Raw genomic sequence first — 24,292 nt, forward strand, 5'->3', positions numbered from 1 at the left:
ATTTCCCAAGAGGGTGTAAAAGGTGGTTTACACTAAGCGACTTGCAAGATAGATTGAAAGGATTGCATTCAACACTAGAGTTATGGCAGAGCTGGAAAGAAAATGAATTATCAGAACGACGATTTACGTATTAAAGAGATCAATGAGTTATTACCTCCTGTAGCACTCCTTGAAAAATTCCCCGCCACTGAAAATGCCGCAAACACGGTTTCTCATGCCCGTAAAGCGATCCATAAGATCCTGAAAGGTAATGATGATCGTCTTCTGGTCGTGATTGGTCCATGTTCTATTCACGATCCTGCTGCGGCTAAAGAGTACGCCTCACGCCTGATTAAACTGCGTGATGAGCTGAAAGGTGAGCTGGAAATCGTGATGCGCGTTTATTTTGAAAAGCCGCGCACGACGGTAGGCTGGAAAGGGCTGATTAACGATCCGCACATGGATAACAGCTTCCAGATTAACGATGGTCTGCGCATTGCACGCAAGTTGCTTCTGGAAATCAACGACAGTGGCCTGCCTGCCGCTGGCGAATTCCTCGACATGATTACGCCGCAATACCTCGCAGACCTGATGAGCTGGGGCGCAATTGGTGCGCGTACCACAGAATCTCAGGTACACCGTGAGCTGGCGTCCGGTCTTTCCTGCCCGGTTGGCTTCAAAAATGGCACAGATGGCACGATCAAAGTGGCGATTGACGCGATCAACGCTGCGGGTGCGCCTCACTGTTTCTTGTCCGTAACCAAATGGGGTCACTCTGCGATCGTGAATACCAGTGGGAACGGAGACTGCCATATTATCCTGCGCGGTGGCAAAGAGCCGAACTACAGTGCAAAACACGTGGCAGAAGTGAAAACCGGTCTCGAAAAAGCAGGCTTGTCTCCAAATGTGATGATTGACTTCAGCCATGCGAACTCCAGCAAGCAGTTTAAAAAGCAGATGGAAGTTGGTGCGGATGTCTGCCAGCAGATTGCAGGCGGTGAGAAATCCGTGATGGGTGTGATGATCGAAAGTCATCTGGTTGAAGGTAATCAGAATCTGGAAGGCAGTGAACCGCTGGTCTACGGCAAGAGCGTGACGGATGCCTGCATTGGCTGGGATGACACCGATACGCTTCTGCGTCAGTTGGCTGAAGCGGTTAAAGCCCGCCGCGGCTGATACGGCTGGGCAAGTAAAAGACCACCTTCTTAGAAGGTGGCTTTTGAGAATGCCCCCTGTAAGGGGGGCTATTGTCACTTTCCGTTTACTACTCTAGCAATTCCATCTGCTGTTCATGCGTTTGTTCCGTTTTCTCCTGATGCCTCACGTATCGTCTGATAATTTCTTCATTCACTCCTACCATATCGACAAAGTAACCACGGGACCAAAAATGGTTGCCCCATAGCTTCTTTCTGATATGTGGAAAACGGTTGTAGAGCCTGATAGCGCTGCGCCCTTTCAGATGACCCATCAGGGTTGATATTGAGAGCTTCGGCGGAACGATTACTACAAGATGTACATGATCTGGCTGAACATTTAACTCCAGAACTTCACAATCTTTTATCCCGCAAAGAATGTAGATAGTCCTGTAAAGTTCCTTGCCCAGCTTATCTTTCAGGAGCCTGAAACGGTACTTCGGCGTCCAGACTATGTGGTATTTGCAACGCCAATATACATGTGATGAACTCCTGTAAAGCCCCATGTCGGTTTGTCTCCTTTTACTTGTGGTGAGTAAGCAGAGATATTCCGGCATGGGCATTCTTCAGGCTATAGCCTTACAGGAGCAATCACCACCTCCCCAGGAGGTGGTTTAAGGGTGACAATAAAAAAGCCTGGCGATTCATGCCAGGCTTTTTTTGTCTCTGGCGAAAATTACTTCGCTTTACCCTGGTTTGCGACTGCCGCTGCTTTTGCAGCGATTTCGTCAGCGTTGCCCAGATAGTAATGTTTGATTGGTTTGAAGTTCTCATCGAACTCATACACCAGCGGGACGCCGGTTGGGATGTTCAGTTCGAGGATCTCATCTTCACCCATGTTGTCCAGGTATTTCACCAGTGCACGCAGGGAGTTACCGTGAGCGGCGATGATCACGCGCTCACCGCTTTTCAGGCGTGGCAGAATGGTTTCATTCCAGTATGGCACAACGCGATCGATGGTCAGCGCCAGGCTTTCGGTTTGTGGCAGTTCTGCATCGGTCAGTTTCGCGTAGCGCGGATCGTGGCCTGGGTAGCGCTCATCATCTTTGGTCAGCTCTGGTGGTGTTACTGCAAAACCACGACGCCACTGTTTAACTTGCTCGTCACCGTATTTCTCAGCGGTTTCAGCTTTGTTCAGACCCTGCAACGCACCGTAATGACGCTCGTTCAGTTTCCAGGATTTTTCAACAGGCAGCCAGGCTTGATCCAGTTCGTCCAGAACGTTCCACAGCGTGTGGATGGCACGTTTCAGCACAGAGGTGTAAGCAAAATCAAAGCTGAAGCCTTCTTCCTTCAGCAGTTTACCTGCTGCTTTTGCTTCGCTTACGCCTTTCTCGGACAGATCAACATCGTACCAACCGGTAAAGCGGTTTTCGTTGTTCCATTGGCTTTCGCCGTGGCGCACCAGTACCAGCTTAGTTACAGCCATATCTTACTCCTCAAGCATTTTGAATGATAACAATTCTCATTATATTGCCGTGACTGCGCCAGCGGCAACGCTTAACCCTAACCATAGCGAAAATAGTCTCTGAGTGTAAGATGCTTGTGAATCCAGGGTTATGATTTTGTCTGTGATCGGCGCTATTTTCAGCAGTATGGGCAAAAAAAGCCCTCCGGAAGGAGGGCTGGACGTTAATGGGGAATAAAGTGATATTCCGTCAGGCTCATGTACTCTTCACCTGGTCGCAGAATACAGTCTGGCTGCGGCCATTCTGGATGGTTGGGGCTGTCCGGGAGAAACTCACTTTCCAGTGCCAGACCTTGCCAGTCGCGGTACTCGTCATGTTCCCGTGCCGGTGTACCGCCAAGATAGTTACCAGAATAGAATTGCAGGGCCGGGGCAGTGGTATAAACCGTCATTTGCAGCTTTTCATCGGCGGACCAGACTTGTGCGGCAGGCTGATGAATATCGCCTTTTGCCTGTAGCAGGAAGGCGTGATCATAGCCTTTCACTTTGCGCTGATCGTCATCGCTCAGAAAATCCCGGGCAATGGTCTTCACGTTACGGAAGTCAAAGCTGTTACCGCTAACGGGCTTCAGACCCTGTTGTGGGATACCCATCTCATCTACCGGCAGATATTCGTCCGCCAGAATTTGTAGTTTATGCTGGCGCACGTCGCACTGATGACCGTCGAGATTGAAATAAGCGTGGTTCGTCATGTTGACCGGACACGGCTTATCAACCGTTGCGCGATACTCAATGGCAACACGGTTATCGTCGGTCAGGGAGAAGTGGGCTGACGCAGAGAGAGTGCCAGGGAAGCCCTGATCGCCATCACTGGAGTCCAGCGTAAGTAATACTTCTCTGTCGTTCTGCTGGGCAATTTGCCAGCGACGTTTATCAAATCCTTCCGGGCCACCGTGTAACTGGTTTTCACCCTGGCTTGAGAGAAGGGGATAGCGCACACCATCGAGTTCAAAGCAGCTTTTGGCGATACGATTGGCGTAGCGGCCCACCGATGCGCCGAGATAGGCCGCCTGATTCACATACTGCTCCGGTGACGCACAGCCCAGAAGCGTTTCGCGCACGCCACCATCCGGCATGGGAACGCGTGCAGAGAGTAATGTTGCACCCCAGTCCATCAGCGTAACCACCATCCCTGCGTGGTTGCGCAGGGTTAACAGGCGATACGGCAGACCATCAGGGGCGAGGGTTGGCGTTTCGTTTAGCACTGTCCCGCTCCTTGCGATGCTTTGCAGACATAGAAGGTTTCTTTGATGCCGGTTTTCGCTTCGTATTGTTTCGCGACCGCATCCTGAACCGCCGAAACCAGGTCTTCCGGAACCAGGGCCACGATACAACCCCCAAATCCTCCCCCGGTCATACGCACACCGCCTTTATCACCAATTGCGGCTTTGACAATTTCGACCAGTGTGTCGATTTGCGGAACGGTAATTTCGAAGTCATCCCGCATAGAGGCATGAGATTCAGCCATCAGCTCGCCCATGCGCTTTAAATCACCTTTTGCCAGTGCATCAGCCGCTTCAACGGTACGGGCATTTTCGGTCAGAACATGGCGCACACGTTTAGCGACAACAGGATCCAGCTCGTGAGCCACTTTGTTGAATTCATTGATTGAAACGTCACGCAGGGCGGGTTGCTGGAAGAAACGCGCACCTGTCTCGCACTGTTCGCGACGGGTGTTGTACTCGCTGCCCACCAGGGTCCGTTTGAAGTTGCTGTTGATGATCACCACCGCTGCACCTTTTGGCAGTGAAACGGCTTTCGTGCCCAGTGTCCGGCAGTCAATCAGCAGCGCATGCTCTTTTTTACCCAAAGCGGAGATGAGCTGGTCCATAATGCCGCAATTACACCCCACGAACTGGTTCTCAGCTTCCTGGCCATTCAGCGCAATTTGCGCACCATCAAGCGGTAAATGGTAAAGCTGCTGGAATACCGTCCCAACGGCTACCTCAAGCGAGGCTGAAGAACTTAACCCTGCACCTTGTGGCACGTTGCCGCTGATGACCAGGTCCGCGCCGCCGAAGTTTTTGTTACGTTTTTGCAGGTGTTTAACGACGCCGCGCACATAGTTAGACCATTGCTGGCTGTCGTGCGTCACGATGGGCGCATCGAGAGAAAATTCATCGCTCTGGTTGCCGTAATCTGCTGCAATTACGCGGATGTTGCGGTCATCGCGTTTGGCGCAACTGATTACGGTCTGGTAGTCGATCGCGCAAGGCAGCACGAAACCATCGTTATAGTCGGTGTGCTCGCCAATCAGATTAACGCGACCAGGCGCCTGAATAACGTGGGTGGCAGGGTAGCCGAATTTTTCAGCAAACAGGGATTGTGTTTTATCTTTCAGACTCATTTTTTAGACTCCTGATTCGCGGTAATGGACGTCGCTCACTGCGCGCAGACGCTCTGCCGCTTGTTCTGCCGTCAGATCACGCTGGGTTTCTGCCAGCATTTCATAGCCCACCATAAATTTACGCACCGTCGCGGAACGCAGCAGCGGCGGATAGAAATGGGCATGCAACTGCCAGTGTTGATTCTCTTCACCGTTGAACGGTGCACCATGCCAGCCCATCGAATACGGGAAAGAGCACTGGAACAGATTATCGTAGCGGCTGGTCAGTTTTTTCAGCGCCAGGGCAAGGTCATCCCGTTGCGCATCGCTGAGATCGGTAATGCGTTGTACGTGTGCCTTTGGCAACAGCAGCGTTTCGAACGGCCAGGCGGCCCAGTAAGGTACAACGGCCAGCCAGTGTTCAGTTTCGACCACAGTACGGCTGCCATCTGCCTGTTCACGCTGAACGTAGTCCACCAGCATTGGCGTGTGATTTTCCGCGTAATAGGCTTTTTGCAGGCGATCTTCACGCTCGGCCTCGTTCGGCAGGAAGCTGTTTGCCCACACCTGGCCATGCGGATGCGGGTTGGAACAGCCCATTGCTGCGCCTTTATTTTCAAACACCTGCACCCAGGGATAAGTTTGGCCTAACTCAGCGGTCTGTTCCTGCCAGGTACTGACGACTTCTTTTAGCGCATCCACGCTCAGCTCTGGCAGCGTCTTGCTGTGATCCGGAGAGAAGCAGATAACACGGCTTGTACCGCGTGCGCTTTCACAACGCATCAGCGGATCCTGGCTTTCAGGCGCGGCAGGGGTGTCCGTCATCAGGGCGGCAAAATCGTTCGTAAAAACGTAAGTTCCTGTGTAATCAGGGTTTTTATCCCCTGTCACACGAGTGTTGCCTGGACACAAAAAACAGTCAGGATCATGCTGTGGCAGCGTCTGTTTTGCAGGCGTTTCTTGCGCCCCCTGCCAGGGGCGCTTAGCGCGGTGCGGAGAAACCAAAATCCATTGCCCGGTTAACGGGTTAAAGCGACGATGCGGGTGATCGACGGGATTGAATTGTGTCATGACGGATCCTTAGTCCGGATAACCTTGCGGATGGCGTGACTGCCAGTGCCAGGTATCTTGTGCCATTTCGTCAAGCGTGCGGGTGACACGCCAGTTCAGCTCTTTATCAGCTTTTGTTGCATCTGCCCAGTAAGCGGGAAGATCGCCGTCACGGCGCGGTGCGAAGTGATAGCTCACCGCTTTACCACAGGCTTTACTGAAGGCATTAACCACATCCAGCACACTGCTGCCGACGCCTGCACCGAGGTTATAAATATGCACACCTTGCTTGTTTGCCAGCTGTTGCATGGCGGCAACGTGACCATCGGCCAGGTCCATGACGTGGATATAATCGCGCACGCCCGTACCGTCTTCGGTTGGATAGTCGTTACCAAAAATAGCCAGTGAGTCGCGACGGCCTACCGCGACCTGTGCAATGTACGGCATCAGGTTATTGGGAATACCTTGCGGATCTTCACCCATATCTCCTGATGGATGTGCGCCAACCGGGTTGAAATAGCGCAGCAGGGCGATGCTCCACTCTGGTTGTGCTTTTTGCAGGTCAGTCAGAATCTGTTCCACCATCAGTTTGCTTTTGCCGTAAGGGCTTTGCGGCGTACCGGTCGGGAAACTTTCTACATAAGGGATTTTGGGCTGATCGCCGTAGACGGTGGCGGAAGAGCTGAAGATGACGTTTTTCACGTTCGCCGCACGCATGGCGGAGATCAAACGCAGCGTGCCGTTGACGTTATTGTCGTAGTACTCAAGCGGTTTCGCGACGGATTCACCGACCGCTTTCAGACCCGCAAAATGGATCACGGTTTCAATGGCGTGGTCGTGAAGAATTTCAGTCATCAACGCTTCGTTACGAATGTCACCTTCCACGAAGGTTGGCTGTTTGCCGCCAAGACGCTCAATCACGGGCAGCACGCTGCGCTTACTATTGCACAGGTTGTCGAGGATGATGACATCATGACCGCTTTGTAGCAGTTGTACGCAGGTGTGACTGCCTATGTAACCGCTACCACCTGTTACCAGAACTCGCATATTTCGCTCCATTGGGCTTATGGTATGTATTAACCATAGCATAACAGAGACGCGAAAAGTGTGACATGGGATAAATTAGTGGAATCGTTTACACTGATTATCAAACCTGATTTTTACATGGCTTTGGGCATTCTAGATCAAAGAGATAGCGTTGTAATGATGCAGCTTATCCGAAAAGAGGGGGCAGCCCCCCTGCAGGTTAATCTATTTTGCTCAAAAGGTAGCGATAGCCTGTCCCATCAGGGATAAACTCCAGGCGATGAGTGATGCAGGAAGGGGCGTCTTCGGCATGGTGTGAAACAAACAGCAACTGAGTTTCACCTTCACCAATCAACACATCAACAAATCGGCGGATCAACTGGCGGTTTAACGGGTCCAGCCCCTGAAGCGGTTCGTCCAGAATCAACAGCGTAGGGTGTTTGACCAGCGCGCGGGCAATCAATGCCAGGCGCTGTTGTCCCCACGAGAGGCTGTGGAACGGCGAATCAGCAACGCGGTTGTCCATTCCCAGGATTTCCAGCCACTGCTGCGCGAGTTTGTGCTGTTTATCAGACACGGCCTGATAAATGCCAATGGAGTCGAAGTAGCCGGACAGAATCACATTACGCACCGTGGTGCTGACCCGGTAGTCCAGATGCAGGCTACTGCTGACGTAACCAATATGCTTCTTAATGTCCCAGATGGTTTCACCGCTGCCACGACGACGCCCAAACAGCGTCAGATCGTTACTGTAGCCCTGAGGGTGATCGCCGGTGATCAGGCTGAGCAGGGTCGATTTTCCCGCGCCGTTTGGGCCAGTGATTTGCCAGTGATCGCCAGGATTCACCGTCCAGCTCAGTTGATTAAGGATAGGGCGATCGTCGTAAGACACAACGCCATTATGCAGGACGATCCTTGGCTGATGAGGATCTAAACCGTGTCGAGCCGAAGGGGCATCGGGTTCCGGGAGGGTAATACCATCGAGTTTCTCGCTGTGCGCCAGTTGGGCGATAAGCGCTTGCCGGAGCAGCGCCTCTTTTGGTCCTGTTTCCATCAGGCTGCAATCCGCTAACACTCCCGCGTATTGCACAAAATCCGGGATTTCATCAAACCGGTTGAGTACCAGCACGAGGGTGTAACCCTGCTGATTGAGCGTTTCCAGAAGTGCCGCCAGTTGGGCGCGTGATTGCACATCGAGCCCATCGAAGGGTTCATCCAGAATCAGCAAGTCCGGTTCGCTCATCAGCGCCTGACACAGCAGCGTTTTGCGCGTCTCGCCGGTCGAAAGATATTTGAAGCGCCGATCCAACAGGGCGGCTATGCCAAACTGCTCTGCCAGTTGCTGGCAACGTGCGCAGTCTTTGATCTCGTCCTGGATTATCTGTGCTGTGGTACGGCCCGTATCTTCTTCACCGGGGCTGAGCAAATCGGTGTTGTTACGCTGCCACTCATCGCTCACCAGCTTTTGTAATTGCTCAAACGAGAGACGGGTCACACGCGTAAAGCGGTTCCGGCGTTCACCTTTAAGTTGGGTAAGCTCTCCCGCCAGGGCACGCGCCAGTGCGGATTTACCGCTTCCGTTTGTGCCGACAAAGGCCCAGCTTTCGCCGGCCTGCAGTGTTAAATCAGGAAGCGTCAGCGTCCGGGTATCGCTAAGACGAAACGTGCCTTGCGAAATATGCAATGATGACATGATGTATCCCATTTTTTGCAGCAACAGATGTCAGGGATACTCACAGTTGGCGCGAATGTCAACGCGCTTAGCATAACGTGGCAATAATCACCCGGTCTGCATTGAAATATGCCGTCACCTCAGCACCTTCTTCCAGATTAATGGCATCGGCGACCGGCACTGTCGCGCAGAGGATTTGTCCATCCGGCAGGCTCATCAGTACTTCGCACTGTTCCTCACCGCGTTCGATATGGCTGATTGCACCGTGTAACTGGTTGTCCGCCTCTTTTGCAAGCTCAGGATCGCGCGTCACGCTTACCCACGGTGCTTTCAGCAGGATTAATACCTCTTTGCCTTCATCCAGCCCAAGACGTTGCCCGCTTTGTGCTGTGATCGCGGCTTTCAGGCGAGTGGAGCCATCGGCGAGTAAGATCTCAATGTGCTGTTGCACCTGCGAATTGTCGCGGGCTGTCACTGTACCAAACCACTGGTTACGGGCACTGGTTTGTAATGAGAAGCGTGAGATGGCGGCCAGCAGACTGTCCAGCGGCACATTATCGTCATCGCTGAGCACATCAAAGGCTTTTTGCTGAATTTGCGCCAGCAGATCGTAAAGCTGGATCAGGCGCTGACCGTAGCGAGTCAGCACCGCGCCACCGCCGCCTTTGCCGCCTGTCGCCCGGTCGACCAGCGCCTGTTCGCTCAGGGTATTCATTTCATTGATTGCATCCCACGCACTTTTGTAGCTGATGCCTGCGTTTTTAGCTCCCTGGCTAATTGAACCTGTATGATCTATTTGTTTAAGCAGGGCGATACGTCGCGGATCGGCGAAAAGCTTCTGCTGAAGTCGTAGGGTGAGGAGAATTTCGGCCTGCATAACAGTGTCCTGGCAAAAAGTGTATTGTGACCCAAATGCCCCTGAGCGCAAAGCGCACCGCACAAAAGGGGATGTTTTTCTTACTTTTCAGGGTAGAATAAGCCGTCCACAATATCTGGAGAAAACCATGTTAGAGTTGTTGAAAAGTCTGGTATTCGCCGTGATCATGGTCCCAGTGGTGATGGCCATCATCCTCGGTGCCATCTACGGCCTGGGTGAAGTGTTCAACGTCTTTTCGAACATCGGCCATAAAGGCCAGCCTAAAAAGCAGCATTAATTCCCTTCAAAACGCCCGGCCAGTCCGGGCGTTTTGCTCTCAAGTTTCCTCTCTTTTCGCCGATAGTATCCACAGCATCGGGTTTATTTACTCATTAATCGGTACGATTTAACGCTAGGATATCCCTACAGTTGTCGTTATATTTACGCATATATAACGACACTCAAAGGAGTTACAGATGGCACGTACATGGGTACGCCTTTTCGCAGGGGCAACACTGACACTTTCTCTCACCGGGCATGCGCTGGCAGACGAAGGTAAAATCACGGTTTTTGCAGCGGCATCACTGACTAACGCGATGCAGGATATTGCAGCAGAATATAAGAAAGAGAAAAACGTCGACGTGGTCTCCTCTTTTGCGTCGTCGTCAACCCTGGCGCGTCAGATTGAAGCCGGTGCACCTGCTGATTTATTCATTTCTGCCGACCAGAAGTGGATGGATTACGCGGTTGAGAAAAAATCAATCGATACGGCCACCCGCGAAACGTTGCTGGGGAACAGCCTTGTCGTGGTTGCACCAAAATCCAGTGCGCAGGGTGATATCACTATTAATAAAGAGACCAACTGGGCCAGCCTGTTGAAAGATGGCCGTCTGGCGGTTGGCGATCCTGAGCACGTCCCGGCCGGGATTTATGCCAAAGAAGCTCTGCAAAAACTGGGTGCGTGGGAGACCTTGTCTCCGAAACTGGCCCCAGCAGAAGATGTACGCGGCGCACTGGCACTGGTTGAGCGTAGCGAAGCACCTCTGGGGATTGTCTACGGCTCTGATGCTGTTGCCAGCAAAGGCGTAAAAGTGGTTGGCACGTTCCCGGAAGACTCCCACAAGAAAGTGGAATATCCTGTGGCGATTGTTGATGGACATAAAAATGCGACAGTCAGCGCCTTCTACGATTATCTGAAGGGGCCGCAGGCGTCTGCAATCTTTAAACGTTACGGATTTACGACTCACTAATGATATTGACCGATCCCGAATGGCAGGCCGTGCTGCTGAGCCTTAAAGTCTCTTCCCTGGCAGTTGCACTCAGTTTGCCCTTCGGGATCTTTTTTGCCTGGTTACTGGTTCGTTGTAAGTTTCCAGGCAAAGCCCTGCTCGACAGTGTGCTTCATCTTCCCCTCGTATTACCGCCGGTTGTGGTCGGCTATTTATTATTGATCGCCATGGGGCGACGCGGATTTATCGGCCAGTGGTTGTATGACTGGTTTGGTTTGACCTTTGCCTTTAGCTGGCGTGGTGCTGTGCTGGCTGCGGCAGTCATGTCATTCCCGCTGATGGTCCGGGCGATCCGCCTGGCGCTGGAAGGGGTTGACCTCAAACTTGAGCAAGCGGCACGCACATTAGGTGCAGGACGCTGGCGCGTGTTTTTCACCATCACACTTCCGCTTACGTTACCCGGTATTATTGTTGGCACGGTGCTGGCTTTTGCCCGCTCGCTCGGTGAGTTTGGCGCGACGATAACCTTCGTGTCGAACATCCCTGGTGAGACGCGTACCATCCCTTCGGCAATGTATACCCTGATTCAAACGCCAGGCGGCGAAAGTGCGGCCGCGCGGTTGTGCATTATTTCTATTGTGCTGGCGCTGGTTTCATTGCTGGTCTCAGAATGGCTGGCACGTATTAGCCGCGAGCGGATGGGGAAATAATCATGCTGGAACTGAATTTCACCCAAACGCTGGGAAGCCACTGCCTGACGCTTAACGAAACCCTGCCTGCAAACGGTATCACGGCGATATTCGGTGTCTCGGGGGCGGGGAAAACCTCGTTGATTAATGCCATCAGCGGGCTGACGCGTCCACAATCAGGCCGAATTGTGCTGAACGAGCGGGTGCTGAACGATGTGGAGAAGGGGGTTTATCTTTCACCGGATAAGCGCCGGATTGGTTATGTTTTTCAGGATGCGCGGCTCTTCCCGCATTACAGCGTGCGGGGAAACCTGCGTTACGGTATGGCGAAGAGCATGTCTGCACAGTTTGACAAGCTGGTGGCATTGCTGGGTATTGAACCACTGCTTGAACGGCTTCCTTCATCATTATCGGGTGGCGAAAAACAGCGTGTTGCGATTGGTCGTGCGTTGCTGACCGCACCGGAGCTTCTGCTGCTGGATGAGCCGCTGGCCTCGCTCGACATTCCTCGTAAACGTGAACTTCTGCCGTATCTGCAACGCCTGGCGCGTGAGATCAATATCCCCATGCTCTATGTCAGCCACTCGCTGGACGAAATTCTGCATCTGGCGGACAAAGTGCTGGTGCTGGAAGAGGGCAGCGTAAAAGCGTTTGGCAATCTTGAGGAGGTCTGGGGCAGCAGTGTGATGCATCCGTGGCTGCCAACAGAACAGCAAAGCAGCATTCTGAAAGTCAGCGTACTGGAACATCATCCGCATTATGCGATGACTGCCCTGGCGCTGGGCGACCAGCATCTGTGGGTGAATAAAGTCGATAAGCCGCTGCAGTCGGCGCTGCGGATCCGCATTCAGGCGTCTGATGTGTCTCTTGTGCTGCAACCACCACTACAAACCAGTATTCGTAATATTCTGCGTGCCAAAGTGGCGCAATGCTTTGACGATAATGGGCAGGTCGAAGTTCAGCTTGAGGTCGGGAGCAAGACGCTCTGGGCGCGTATCAGCCCGTGGGCCAGGGATGAGTTAGGGATTAAGCCTGGCCTGTGGCTTTACGCGCAAATTAAGAGCGTCTCTATCACCACCTGATCAGAGCAGGTGGGTATAAATGTACTGCGCGACGCTGTCGGTGGTGTTATCGCCAATGACGACGTTAGCGCGGGCTTTGACGGCATCATCAGCATTTCCCATTGCCACGCCTGTACCTGCGGCTTCCAGCATGCTGATGTCGTTATAGTTATCGCCAAACGCAATCACATTCTGCATCGACCAGCCCTGTGACTCGACGAACTGCGTCAGACGTTTACCTTTGCTGTTGCCTTTACGGGCAATATCGACCTGATCATGCCAGGACCATTCGCACTCAAGACCCAGCGTCTGCTCAACGTGCTTCGCAAAGTCATTCAGCTTGTGAGTGTCTTCGTCTGTCAGGGCGAACTTCCAGATAGCGTCTACATCCTGAGCAGCCTGACGCAGGGAAGCGACCTGGGTAAAGACAGGACGTTGCGCTTCAGGCAGTGACAGTGCCCACTTGCTGGTGCGGATAACGTGGCCAGTTGGGCGCTCGTACACCATCGCGTTATCGACATACATCAAGCCATGAATCGCGTGTTCATCCAGCAGGTCAATAAGTTGCAGAGCCTGGTCAACAGGGAGGGGATCGGACTCCAGAACCTTTTTTGCTTGATAATCATACAAATAAGTGCCATTACAACAAATTGCAGGTGTATCTAACGCCAGTGCCTGATAAAAAGGATGAATGGCAACGTGATGTCGACCCGTTACGATGAGGAGTTGATACCCCGCTTCTTTTGCACGCTTAAGGGCATCAAGAGAAGAGGGAAGCAGGGTTTTTTGAGGGGTAAGCAGTGTACCGTCTAAATCCAGTGCAATCACACGCGAGGTCATTTGTTCTTCCGGGTTAATATTGAATTTAAGGTCTTATGGGATGGTACACCGAGAGCATATCGCTGCAAAATTCCTGACTACAATTCAGCATTCGCCGTTAAAAATAATTACTTTCACGCGCAGTGAGGAAAGGAGTATTCATGAAACAGACCGTTTATACCGCCAGTCCTGAAAGTCAGCAGATCCATGTCTGGCGTTTGAATGCGGAAGGCTCGCTCACGCTGGTTCAGGTAGTTGATGTTCCGGGGCAGGTTCAGCCGATGATTGTCAGCCCGGATAAACGTTTTCTTTATGTTGGCGTGCGCCCGGAGTTTCGCGTGCTGGCGTATCGCATCTCCCCTGATGATGGTGCACTGACCTATGCCGCAGAAGCGCCATTACCAGGAAGCCCAACCCATATCTCGACTGACCACAAGGGGCAGTTCGTCTTCAGCGCTTCCTATAATTCAGGCTGCGTCAGCGTCACCCGTCTGGACGAGGGGATTCCGACAGAAACCGTGGATATCGTAGAAGGTCTGGAAGGTTGCCACTCGGCAAATATCAGCCCGGATAACCGGACGCTGTGGGTTCCTGCCCTGAAGCAGGATCGTATCTGCCTGTTTACGCTGAGTGATGATGGTCATCTGGTGGCGCAAGATCCGGCAGAAGTGACCACCGTTGAGGGGGCGGGTCCGCGTCACATGGTCTTCCATCCGAACCAGCAATATGGATACGTTGTGAATGAGCTGAATGGCTCTGTCGATGTGTGGGAGCTGAAAGATCCAAACGGTGAAATTGAATGTGTTCAGACTCTGGATATGATGCCGTCTGACTTCTCCGACACTCGCTGGGCCGCAGATATTCATATCACCCCGGATGGTCGTCATCTTTATACCTGCGACCGTACCTCCAGCCTGATTACCGTCTTTAGCGTCTCGGAAGATGGCAGTGTGCTGGCGATTGAAGGCTTCCAGCCAACGGAAACCCAGCCGCGTGGTTTTAATATCGATCACAGCGGGAAATACCTGATTGCGGCCGGGCAGAAATCTCACCATATCGCACTGTACGAAATCAAAGGCGAACAGGGCTTGCTGGAAGAGAAAGGGCGTTACGCTGTAGGCCAGGGGCCAATGTGGGTTGTGGTCAACGCACACTAATCCGCTGATAATAAAAAACCTCGCCATGGCGAGGTTTTTTTATGCCTGAAACCAGACTTATTGTTTCGGTTCAGCAACCACTTTGCTACCCAGACCGCGGTTGTTGTATTCCCACATGCGATTGAAGTTAGCGTCGTTCAGGTTGCGCTGCACGTTGCCTTTGTCATCCACGACTCCGGTGTTGCCGGAATAAGGACGTTTGGAAATGGCAGCATCAGCCCATGGTTTCGCCATGTTGAAGCCTTCGTTGATGACGCTGTCACGGATCACAACCTGCCCGTTTGTTGTGGAATCAACGTCCAGCGAGCGGCCCAACTGTGCAACACCGTCGCCGGAAGCGGTAAAGCGGCTGTTCACGGCCAGGAAGCCATAATAGAGGTTAGACTGTGTGGCTGGCGCAAACACGTAGCCTTCCTGCTGGGTGCGGGAATTCACTACGCGGAAATCGGTGTTATCAAAGACCACTGCGCCACGGCCGGACACGAGATCCACATCCCCTTCAATATAGCTATTGGTGACCTGGGTACGCGTCAGACGGTTGTTTTGCAGGGTGTTCTGCACGCCGCTGTTGGTCACGAAGAAGGTATTCTGGCGACCCAGAATGTTCACGTTATTAATCTGTACCTGATCGCCATCGCTACGCAGGGCTACGGCCTGGTGGTTTCCGGCATCGACGCTGTCACCCAGGGTGTTTTGGATAGTCAGATTCTGCAACTGCAGACCGTTGTTCTGTGACCAGAACACGGCAGAGCACAGTACACCGACGGTCGCGCTGCGTTTGCTCTGGCAGTTATCAAACATATACCAGGCTGGTTTGCCCGGCATGTATTTACCGGCTGGATTTACCAGGCGACGCCAGGTATTGCTGTCGATTTCAGAATCGATCGCCAGACCAATTTTTACGTCGAGCGCTTTTTCGCCCATGCCGTACAACGTAATGCTGCCAGGGGCCGCTGGAACGTAAACCGTACCTTCGTATTCACCAGGCAGGATAGCGATGTACTGACGTGACGCGCTGTGTTTGGTAATCGCTGCGTCAACTGCGGCCTGGATAGTGGTATGTGTCACGCCCTGCGTACCCGCTGGCCCAACAACGAAATCAGGCTGCTTAGGCAGACGAATAGAGGATGGTGTCCACGGGGCGGCATTTGGGTCCATCGCCGAGAAGTAGTGTGCCTGATTGAAGTTCTTTGCTTCGTCAGCAGACAGGATCGGGCGAGATGCTGTGCCTGGTGCAACCTGCTCAGATGGCTTCTGATCCGGTGGCGTAGAGCTGCATGCAGACAACGTCACGCCAAAGGCGAGGGCCAGCGCCAGACGGGAAATCCTGGAAATGTTCAAGGTAAAGCTCCTGGGTATGCAAGTCTTAACGGGATAATCGAAATAGCCTGCTTTTTTATACTAAGTTGAGCGAAACAGGAAGATGAAAAGGTAAAAAGTTCTATTTTTCACCTGTCTGATGCGGGAAAGTCATCACAAATAAATAACATTTTCCGTAAAGGCAGTTGACAGAGGCAAGCAGATGAAAATAAATGTCTATACAACCCATGACAAGTGAAAACCCCATGCAGCAGCTTCATCCCGACGATGTGATATGGCGTAATGCGCGACTGGCGACAATGGATCCTGGTCATCCTGCGCCTTATGGTTTGATGGAACATGCTGCGCTCGTGGTGCGAGGCAACAGGATACAGGCCGTGCTGGCTGAGTCTGATATTCCGTCCTGGCATGGCAAGTCTGTTGATTTGCAGGGACGTCTGGTGACGCCCGGGCTTATCGACTGTCACACCCACCTGGTCTTTGGCGGTGATCGTGCGGCGGAATGGGAACAGCGTTTAAATGGTGTCTCCTATCAAACGATTAGCGCTCAGGGCGGTGGGATCAATGCCACGGTAACGGCGACCCGCAACAGCGCACCAGAAACCTTACTCCAGCTGGCACAGCAGCGTCTGCAACGTCTGATGGCTGAAGGCGTAACGACGGTTGAAATCAAGTCGGGATATGGCCTGAACGCCGAAACGGAAGAGAAAATGCTTCAGGTGGCGCGTCAGCTTGCGGTGAACAACCCTGTCGAGATTAGCCCAACCCTGCTTGCGGCCCATGCCGTACCGAAAGAATACCGCCACGATCCGGATGCCTACCTCACGCGGGTTTGCGAACAGATCATGCCCGCGTTGTGGGAAAAAGGGTTGTTCGACGCGGTGGATGTGTTCTGCGAAAACGTAGGGTTCACGCTGTTGCAGACTGAGAGGGTCTTTAAGGCCGCCTCGGCTCTGGGCATTCCCGTAAAGGGACATGTGGAGCAACTCTCTAATCTGGGGGGCGCGGCCCTCGTCAGCCGCTATCACGGGCTGTCAGCCGATCATATTGAATATCTTGATGATGCCGGTGTTCAGGCGATGGCGCATAGCGGCACGGTCGCAGTGTTATTACCAGGAGCGTTCTATTTTCTGCAGGAGCGACAGCGCCCGCCGGTTGAACAGCTCAGAAAAGCGGGGGTTTCCATTGCCGTCGCGACGGATTACAACCCCGGAACCAGCCCGTTTGCCAGCCTCCATCTGGCGATGAATATGGCCTGTGTCCAGTTTGGCCTGACGCCGGAAGAGGCGTGGGCTGGCGTGACCCGTCATGCGGCGCATGCTCTGGGCCGAAGTGAAACGCATGGGCAGCTAAAAGCCGGATATGTTGCTGATTTTAGCGTCTGGGATGCACACCATCCGGTGGAAATGGTGTACGAGCCGGGACGCAACCCGCTGTACCAACGCATTTTTCGGGGAGAAGGGATATGACGTTATGGCAGCCCGTTTCAGCATCAGTCTGGCAGGGGCGCGATGACCGCGCGGAGGCCAGCAATGCGCTGCGCCTTTTCCAGACGGTGCGTCAGTGTGAACACTTTACGCCAGGTGCGTCAGGCATCGCGCTGATAGGGTTTGCGTGTGATGAGGGCGTAAGACGCAACCACGGCAGACCCGGCGCTGCACTCGCGCCGGATGTTCTGCGTAGCGCACTGGCAAATATGGCAAGTCACCAGGGGCACGATCGCCTGTGGGATATGGGATCGATTTATGTTGAAGGCGAAGCGCTTGAAGCTGCTCAGCAGGCGCTAAGTGATGCAGTCCTGGCTTGCCAGAAGTCAGGTATGCGCACGCTGGTGCTGGGCGGTGGACATGAGACTGCCTGGGCGCATGGTCGTGGCGTGCTGGATGCCTTTGCGAATGAACGTGTGGCAATCGTTAACCTGGATGCTCATCTGGATCTACGTAATGCTGACAGGTCGACCTCCGGGACACCGTTTCGCCAGCTTGCGCGCTATTGTGCCGCGCAGTCGCGTGAATTTCAGTATGCTTGCCTGGGTGTCAGCCGTGCGGCAAATACCGAAGCGCTTTGGGACGAAGCGGCTCGTCTGAATGTGACGCTGGTTGAAGATCTTCGTTTCAGTCGGGATGCGTTATCCTCGCTGGAAAAGGTTCTGGTGCAGGCGGATCGCATCTATCTGACGATTGATCTGGATGTATTACCGGCAGGAGAGATGCCTGCGGTCTCGGCGCCCGCGGCATTAGGTATTTCTGCCCGTGAATTGTTGCCCGTAATAGAGTGCATCTGCCGCAGTGGAAAATTGCAGGCAGCCGATTTAGTCGAATTTAATCCGCAGTATGACCGGGATGGTCAGGGAGCCAGACTGGCTGCCCGACTGGCCTGGCAAATCGCTCACTGGTGGGCATAAAAATAACATTAAGGAGTTACGATGTTTTCACGCTCACCTGAGCCACAATCCAGCCCGCCCGCCCCCTTTTATGAAAAGGTGAAGCAGGCGATAAGCGAAAAGATCGCGACGGGCGTCTGGCGTCCTCATGACCGTATTCCCTCAGAAGCTGAGCTGGTGGCACAGTTTGGTTTTAGCCGGATGACCATTAACCGGGCGCTGCGTGAACTGACCGATGAAGGGTTGCTGGTTCGTCTGCAAGGGGTCGGAACCTTTGTGGCAGAGCCGAAAGGGCAGTCGGCTCTGTTTGAAATCCGTAGCATCGCAGATGAGATTGCCGCCCGGCATCACCAGCATCATTGTGAGGTGCGGGTGCTGGAAGAGACACAGGCCAGCGCGGAGCAGGCGGTGGAGTTGAATGTCAAAGAGGGCACGCGGATCTTTCATTCGGTGATGGTGCACTTTGAAAATGATATTCCGGTACAGATTGAAGATCGTTGCGTGAACGCGGAGCGCGTGCCGGAGTATCTTGCTCAGGATTACACACAGACCACGCCGCATGCTTACCTGTCGCGGGTTGCACCGCTGACGGAAGGGGAACACATTGTTGAGGCGGTGCGGGCGACGCCGCAAGAGTGCGAACTTTTGCGCATTAAAGAGCACGATCCTTGCCTGCTAATCCGCCGTCGTACCTGGTCATCTTCACAGATTGTGTCACATGCGAAACTGCTGTTTCCGGGCAACCGTTACCGGCTACAGGGCCACTTTATGTCATAAGCATTAAAAGCGTGATAGCTGACGCAATATAATAAAATTGTATCTTTTTTGTTAAAAACGATCTTGTGTGTGCTTGTCTATACAAGTATATCTGTTTGTATCTTCTATCCCTGTGAGGAGCACACAATGTCGTCAGGTAAATACCGCCAGCAGGAGATCCGCGCCCCGCGTGGAACAACGCTTACTGCGAAAAGCTGGCTCACCGAAGCACCACTGCGCATGTTGATGAACAACCTTGATCCCGACGTCGCCGAAAATCCTCATGAGCTGGTGGTTTATGGCGGGATTGGTCGTGCCGCGCGTAACTGGGAGTGCTATGACGCCATTGTCGAATCCCTTACCAACCTTGAACATGACGAAACTCTGCTGGTGCAATCAGGTAAACCGGTAGGCGTCTTTAAAACCCATAAAAATGCACCACGGGTGTTGATTGCCAACTCAAACCTCGTCCCGCACTGGGCAACCTGGGAACACTTTAACGAGCTTGATGCGAAAGGGCTGGCGATGTATGGCCAGATGACGGCGGGAAGCTGGATCTATATTGGTAGCCAGGGGATTGTGCAGGGCACATACGAAACCTTTGTTGAAGCGGGTCGTCAGCACTATAACGGTTCGCTGAAAGGACGCTGGGTGCTAACGGCCGGACTCGGCGGTATGGGCGGCGCGCAGCCGCTGGCCGCAACGCTTGCCGGAGCCTGTTCACTGAATATCGAGTGCCAGCAAAGCCGTATTGATTTCCGTCTGCGTACCCGTTACGTGGATGAGCAGGCCGAAAACGTTGATGACGCGCTGGCGCGTATTCAAAAATATACGGCCGAAGGTAAAGCTGTCTCCATTGCCCTGTGCGGCAATGCCGCTGATGTGGTCCCGGAACTGGTTGCGAGAGGTGTTCGCCCGGATTTAGTGACCGACCAGACCAGCGCGCACGACCCGTTACATGGCTATTTGCCAAAAGGCTGGTCCTGGGAAACCTACCAGCAGCAATCAGAACGCGACCCGGAAGGAACGGTACTTGCCGCCAAACGCTCAATGGCAGAACACGTCAGTGCAATGCTGGCTTTCAGTCAAATGGGCATTCCCACCTTCGACTATGGCAACAACATCCGCCAGATGGCGAAAGAGATGGGCGTGGCCAACGCGTTTGATTTCCCCGGTTTTGTTCCGGCCTATATTCGCCCGCTGTTCTGTCGCGGCATTGGCCCGTTCCGCTGGGTTGCGCTCTCCGGCGACCCGAACGATATCTACAAAACAGACGCGAAAGTGAAAGAGATTGTCGCTGACGATGAACACCTTCATCACTGGCTGGATATGGCTCGTGAACGCATCAACTTCCAGGGCTTACCAGCCCGGATCTGCTGGGTCGGACTAGAGTGGCGTCAGAAACTGGGTCTCGCCTTTAACGAGATGGTGCGGAGCGGTGAAGTGTCTGCCCCGATTGTGATCGGGCGTGACCACCTGGATTCTGGCTCTGTTGCCAGCCCGAACCGTGAAACCGAAGCCATGCGTGACGGTTCTGACGCAGTGTCTGACTGGCCGCTCCTTAATGCCTTACTGAATACCGCCAGCGGCGCTACCTGGGTCTCCTTGCATCACGGCGGCGGGGTTGGGATGGGCTTCTCGCAACATTCGGGAATGGTCATTGTCTGTGACGGTACGGATGAAGCCGCTGCACGTATCGCTCGCGTGCTGCATAACGACCCAGCCACTGGCGTAATGCGCCATGCGGATGCGGGTTACGAGATTGCTATTGATTGTGCGAAAGAGCAGGGACTTAACCTGCCGATGATCCCTGCCACACAAGGAAAGCATTGATGAACACGTTAACACTCACCCCCGGTTCACTGTCGCTGAAACAGCTGCGTAGCGCATGGCGCCAGCCTGTCACACTTACGCTTGATGAACGCGCGCACGCGGCGATTAACGCTAGCGTTGCCTGCGTTGAGGCCATTGTTGCCGAGGGGCGCACGGCATACGGGATCAACACCGGTTTTGGCCTGCTGGCGCAGACCCGCATTGCGACCCACGATCTGGAGAATTTACAACGCTCACTGGTGCTGTCACATGCCGCGGGCGTGGGCCAGCCTCTGGATGATGAGATTGTGCGCCTGATGATGGTACTCAAAATCAACAGTCTGGCGCGCGGTTTCTCCGGCATTCGCCTGAGTGTGATTCAGGCGTTGATGGCACTGGTGAATGCGCAGGTTTATCCGTGGATCCCGGCGAAAGGTTCTGTCGGCGCATCGGGTGATTTAGCCCCGCTGGCGCATATGTCTTTACTTCTGCTTGGTGAAGGTCAAGCACGCTGGCAAGGGGAATGGCTGCCTGCAAAAGAGGCGCTGAAAAAAGCCGGGTTATCGCCGATTACGCTGGCTGCGAAAGAGGGGCTGGCGTTGCTTAACGGCACGCAGGCGTCTACGGCGTTTGCGCTGCGTGGTCTTTTTGAAGCTGAAGATCTGTTCGCCTCTGCAGTGGTCTGCGGCGCGCTGACCACGGAAGCGGTGCTGGGTTCGCGTCGTCCGTTTGATGCGCGCATTCATGAAGTGCGCGGCCAGCGTGGGCAAATTGATGCCGCCGCAATGTATCGCCATCTGCTGACTGACAGCAGTGATATAGCCGACTCTCACCATAACTGCGATAAGGTGCAAGATCCGTATTCGCTGCGTTGTCAGCCGCAAGTGATGGGCGCTTGCCTGACGCAGTTGCGCCAGGCGGCAGAAGTGCTGCTGGTGGAAGCGAACGCGGTGTCTGATAACCCACTGGTGTTTGCACAAGAAAACGAAGTGGTTTCCGGCGGAAACTTCCACGCGGAGCCGGTCGCCATGGCGGCGGACAATATCGCCCTGGCGATTGCGGAAGTGGGGGCGCTATCTGAACGTCGTATCGCACTGATGATGGATAAACATATGTCCCAGTTGCCGCCTTTCCTGGTGCGCAACGGTGGAGTGAACTCGGGCTTTATGATTGCCCAGGTCACAGCCGCAGCACTGGCAAGTGAAAACAAAGCGCTGTCTCATCCGCACAGTGTGGATAGCCTGCCTACGTCGGCAAACCAGGAAGATCATGTCTCCATGGCGCCTGCTGCCGGGCGTCGTCTGTGGGAAATGGCGTCAAATACGCGCGGTGTCCTGGCCGTTGAATGGCTGGCGGCGAGTCAGGGGGTTGATCTGCGTGAAGGACTGAAGTCCAGTCCACTGCTGGAACAGGCACGTCATACGCTTCGCGAGCAGGTGTCACATTATGATGACGATCGCTTCTTCGCACCGGATATTGATAAGGCGATGGCTCTCCTTGAGAAGGGGAGCCTGGTTGGGTTGTTGCCTTCAGTGCTGTGATATGTTGCCCTCATCCCGCGCAAGAGGGCGGGGTGAGGGCGTCAGGCTGTCCGGTTATGAATACATCGCCGTTATCGACGCGCTACCCAGCGAATGGAAGTGCACGTTAAAGCCCACCATTGCGCCACTCGCCCCGTCATCCACCTCAATCTTGTCCACATCCAGGGCATGCACCGTGAAGATATAACGGTGTGTTTCCCCTTTCGGCGGCGCTGCGCCGCCGTAGCCCGCGTTCCCAAAATCGGTACGCGTCTGGATAGCGCCATCAGGCAAAGCAACCAGACCGGAGCCTGAACCCTGTGGCAGTTCGCGGGTCTCTGCAGGCAGATTCGCCACAAGCCAGTGCCACCAGCCGGAGCCTGTTGGGGCATCCGGATCATAGACGGTCACGACAAAGCTTTTGGTTCCCGCAGGGATATCATCCCATGCCAGATGAGGGGAGAGATTATCCCCGTGATACCCCATCCCGTTAAATACGTGGCGCTCCGGCAATTTCTCGCCGTCACGCAGATCCTGACTGGTGAGTTTCATTCGTTTTCTCCGTACTGAGTCGTGCAAAAAGTGTAATGCATAAACAGAGTACCGAAGCTAACGCATTGGGTTAAATCGCAAAATGTGCGGGAATGTTAACGGCTGCAACAACGGCAGTGGTCAGCTTGCGTAACTGTGCCTCTGTGATGACGTATGGCGGCATCAGATAAATCAGTTTGCCAAACGGGCGAACCCACACACCGTGTTCAACAAAGAAACGTTGCAGCACCGCCATATTCACCGGATGTGTTGTCTCTATCACGCCAATAGCGCCCAGCACGCGCACGTCCGCCACAAACTGAGCGCCTGCAGCGGCGCTCAGTTCTTGCCTGAGCTGCGTTTCAATGGCGGTGACCTGGTGTTGCCATTCGCCACTTTCCAGAATCGCAAGGCTTTCATTTGCCACTGCGCAAGCCAGCGGGTTGCCCATAAACGTCGGGCCATGCATGAAGCAACCGGCTTCGCCATCGCTGATGGTATCGGCAACATGTCGCGTGGTCAGCGTGGCAGAGAGCGTCATCGTGCCACCCGTCAGCGCTTTGCCGAGGCACAAAATATCCGGCGCAATACCCGCATGTTCGCAGGCGAACAGCTTTCCGGTACGGCCAAAACCGGTCGCGATCTCATCGGCAATCAGCAAAATGCCCTCGCGATCGCACATTTTGCGGATACGTTTGAGCCATTCCGGGTGATACATCCGCATTCCCCCTGCACCCTGGACAACAGGCTCCAGGATCACTGCGGCAATCTCATGGCGATGGGCTGCCATCAGGCGAGCGAAGCCAACCATGTCTGACTCGTCCCATTCTCCGTCGAAACGGCTTTGCGGCGCGGGGGCAAACAGGTTTTCCGGCAGATAGCCTTTCCACAGGCTGTGCATGGAGTTTTCAGGATCGCAGACCGACATCGCGCCGAAGGTGTCACCGTGATACCCGTTGCGGAAGGTGAGAAAACGCTGGCGCGATTCGCCTTTTGCATGCCAGTACTGCAGCGCCATTTTCATCGCCACTTCCACAGCCACTGAACCGGAGTCAGCAAGGAAAACACATTCCAGCGATGCTGGCGTCATGGCGACCAGACGACGACAAAGGTCAATGGCTGGCTGGTGTGTGATCCCGCCAAACATCACATGCGACATCTGGTCAATTTGCGTTTTCATCGCCGCATTGAGACGCGGGTGGTTGTAGCCGTGGATCGCTGCCCACCAGGAAGACATGCCATCTACCAGCGGCTCACCACTGGCAAGGTGTAGCTCGCACCCATGGGCTGATGCCACCGGGTAAACGGGCAGGGGAGTTGTCGTTGACGTGTAAGGATGCCAGATATGCAGTTTGTCGAAGGCGAGATCGTCCTGGGTCATAATCAGACTTGTAAACCATTTTGAAAAGTTTTAGGTTTACGAGTATAAACCGAACCGAAAATTA

22 protein-coding genes and 1 pseudogene are annotated in these 24,292 nt (G+C 53.9%); 11 read left to right on the forward strand and 12 right to left on the reverse strand.

Features of this window, described 5'->3' with window-relative positions; translation table 11 throughout:
• Positions 1-102 precede the first annotated feature (102 nt).
• Complete coding sequence (gene aroG / locus HV346_RS06500; RefSeq protein WP_181622715.1) at positions 103-1,155, forward strand: 3-deoxy-7-phosphoheptulonate synthase AroG; 1,053 nt, start codon at positions 103-105, stop codon at positions 1,153-1,155.
• An 88-nt stretch (positions 1,156-1,243) separates the two neighbouring features.
• On the opposite strand, the gene tnpA is transcribed toward aroG, so the two are convergent.
• The 8 genes from tnpA to modE form a co-directional block, all read right to left on the reverse strand.
• Entirely contained in the window at positions 1,244-1,678 is a 435-nt protein-coding gene (gene tnpA, locus HV346_RS06505) for an IS200/IS605 family transposase (RefSeq protein WP_181623709.1), read from the reverse strand.
• 170 nt (positions 1,679-1,848) lie between these two features.
• Entirely contained in the window at positions 1,849-2,601 is a 753-nt protein-coding gene (gpmA, locus tag HV346_RS06510) for a 2,3-diphosphoglycerate-dependent phosphoglycerate mutase (RefSeq protein WP_114978400.1), read from the reverse strand.
• A gap of 203 nt (positions 2,602-2,804) precedes the next feature.
• Complete coding sequence (gene galM / locus HV346_RS06515) at positions 2,805-3,845, reverse strand: galactose-1-epimerase (RefSeq protein WP_181622716.1); 1,041 nt, start codon at positions 3,843-3,845, stop codon at positions 2,805-2,807.
• Positions 3,839-4,987: a galactokinase gene (gene galK, locus HV346_RS06520; protein WP_181622717.1), complete on the reverse strand. Its 1,149-nt coding sequence runs from the start codon at positions 4,985-4,987 to the stop codon at positions 3,839-3,841. The genes galM and galK overlap by 7 nt, the downstream gene beginning before the upstream one ends.
• A 3-nt stretch (positions 4,988-4,990) precedes the next feature.
• Complete coding sequence (gene galT / locus HV346_RS06525) at positions 4,991-6,037, reverse strand: galactose-1-phosphate uridylyltransferase (protein WP_181622718.1); 1,047 nt, start codon at positions 6,035-6,037, stop codon at positions 4,991-4,993.
• Between the two features lie 9 nt (positions 6,038-6,046).
• Complete coding sequence (gene galE, locus HV346_RS06530) at positions 6,047-7,063, reverse strand: UDP-glucose 4-epimerase GalE (protein WP_181622719.1); 1,017 nt, start codon at positions 7,061-7,063, stop codon at positions 6,047-6,049.
• 199 nt (positions 7,064-7,262) lie between these two features.
• Positions 7,263-8,735, reverse strand: a complete 1,473-nt coding sequence (modF, locus tag HV346_RS06535) for a molybdate ABC transporter ATP-binding protein ModF (RefSeq protein ID WP_181622720.1) — start codon at positions 8,733-8,735, stop codon at positions 7,263-7,265.
• A gap of 67 nt (positions 8,736-8,802) precedes the next feature.
• Positions 8,803-9,591, reverse strand: a complete 789-nt coding sequence (gene modE / locus HV346_RS06540) for a molybdenum-dependent transcriptional regulator (protein WP_181622721.1) — start codon at positions 9,589-9,591, stop codon at positions 8,803-8,805.
• A gap of 127 nt (positions 9,592-9,718) precedes the next feature.
• Here modE and HV346_RS06545 point away from each other — a divergent pair, with 127 nt between their 5' ends.
• The 4 genes from HV346_RS06545 to modC all read left to right on the forward strand — a co-directional run bounded on the left by HV346_RS06545 (position 9,719) and on the right by modC (position 12,570).
• Positions 9,719-9,868 carry an AcrZ family multidrug efflux pump-associated protein gene (locus HV346_RS06545; RefSeq protein ID WP_181622722.1) on the forward strand — a complete coding sequence of 50 codons (150 nt, stop codon included), beginning with the start codon at positions 9,719-9,721 and terminating at the stop codon, positions 9,866-9,868.
• 178 nt (positions 9,869-10,046) lie between these two features.
• Positions 10,047-10,820 carry a molybdate ABC transporter substrate-binding protein gene (gene modA / locus HV346_RS06550; protein ID WP_181622723.1) on the forward strand — a complete coding sequence of 258 codons (774 nt, stop codon included), beginning with the start codon at positions 10,047-10,049 and terminating at the stop codon, positions 10,818-10,820.
• Positions 10,820-11,509, forward strand: a complete 690-nt coding sequence (gene modB, locus HV346_RS06555) for a molybdate ABC transporter permease subunit (protein WP_181622724.1) — start codon at positions 10,820-10,822, stop codon at positions 11,507-11,509. The genes modA and modB overlap by 1 nt, the downstream gene beginning before the upstream one ends.
• 2 nt (positions 11,510-11,511) lie before the next feature.
• Entirely contained in the window at positions 11,512-12,570 is a 1,059-nt protein-coding gene (gene modC, locus HV346_RS06560) for a molybdenum ABC transporter ATP-binding protein ModC (RefSeq protein WP_181622725.1), read from the forward strand.
• On the opposite strand, the gene HV346_RS06565 is transcribed toward modC, so the two are convergent.
• A complete protein-coding gene (locus HV346_RS06565) occupies positions 12,571-13,389 on the reverse strand; it encodes a pyridoxal phosphatase (RefSeq protein WP_181622726.1) in 819 nt (272 codons plus the stop codon).
• A gap of 140 nt (positions 13,390-13,529) precedes the next feature.
• Between HV346_RS06565 and pgl the strand changes: the two genes are divergently transcribed.
• On the forward strand, positions 13,530-14,525 hold the full coding sequence (gene pgl / locus HV346_RS06570; protein ID WP_181622727.1) for a 6-phosphogluconolactonase: 996 nt from the start codon (positions 13,530-13,532) through the stop codon (positions 14,523-14,525).
• 57 nt (positions 14,526-14,582) lie between these two features.
• Here the strand turns inward: pgl and HV346_RS06575 are convergent, their stop codons facing one another.
• Positions 14,583-15,866, reverse strand: a complete 1,284-nt coding sequence (locus HV346_RS06575; RefSeq protein WP_181622728.1) for a putative acyl-CoA thioester hydrolase — start codon at positions 15,864-15,866, stop codon at positions 14,583-14,585.
• Between the two features lie 224 nt (positions 15,867-16,090).
• Here HV346_RS06575 and hutI point away from each other — a divergent pair, with 224 nt between their 5' ends.
• The 5 genes from hutI (at position 16,091) to hutH (ending at position 22,337) form a co-directional block, all read left to right on the forward strand.
• Entirely contained in the window at positions 16,091-17,314 is a 1,224-nt protein-coding gene (gene hutI / locus HV346_RS06580; RefSeq protein WP_181623710.1) for an imidazolonepropionase, read from the forward strand.
• A complete protein-coding gene (hutG, locus tag HV346_RS06585; protein ID WP_181622729.1) occupies positions 17,311-18,249 on the forward strand; it encodes a formimidoylglutamase in 939 nt (312 codons plus the stop codon). The genes hutI and hutG overlap by 4 nt, the downstream gene beginning before the upstream one ends.
• A 21-nt stretch (positions 18,250-18,270) precedes the next feature.
• Positions 18,271-19,005, forward strand: a complete 735-nt coding sequence (locus HV346_RS06590) for a histidine utilization repressor (protein WP_181622730.1) — start codon at positions 18,271-18,273, stop codon at positions 19,003-19,005.
• A gap of 126 nt (positions 19,006-19,131) precedes the next feature.
• Positions 19,132-20,817: a urocanate hydratase gene (gene hutU / locus HV346_RS06595; RefSeq protein ID WP_181622731.1), complete on the forward strand. Its 1,686-nt coding sequence runs from the start codon at positions 19,132-19,134 to the stop codon at positions 20,815-20,817.
• Entirely contained in the window at positions 20,817-22,337 is a 1,521-nt protein-coding gene (gene hutH / locus HV346_RS06600) for a histidine ammonia-lyase (RefSeq protein WP_181622732.1), read from the forward strand. The genes hutU and hutH overlap by 1 nt, the downstream gene beginning before the upstream one ends.
• A gap of 54 nt (positions 22,338-22,391) precedes the next feature.
• Here the strand turns inward: hutH and HV346_RS06605 are convergent, their stop codons facing one another.
• Together HV346_RS06605 and bioA are read right to left on the reverse strand one after the other, a co-directional pair.
• Complete coding sequence (locus HV346_RS06605) at positions 22,392-22,868, reverse strand: kinase inhibitor (RefSeq protein ID WP_181622733.1); 477 nt, start codon at positions 22,866-22,868, stop codon at positions 22,392-22,394.
• Between the two features lie 70 nt (positions 22,869-22,938).
• A pseudogene (gene bioA, locus HV346_RS06610) lies at positions 22,939-24,247 on the reverse strand (adenosylmethionine--8-amino-7-oxononanoate transaminase).
• Positions 24,248-24,292 lie beyond the last annotated feature (45 nt).

Origin of the sequence: Enterobacter sp. RHBSTW-00994 (assembly GCF_013782625.1) — a bacterium.
Lineage (GTDB): Bacteria > Pseudomonadota > Gammaproteobacteria > Enterobacterales > Enterobacteriaceae > Enterobacter.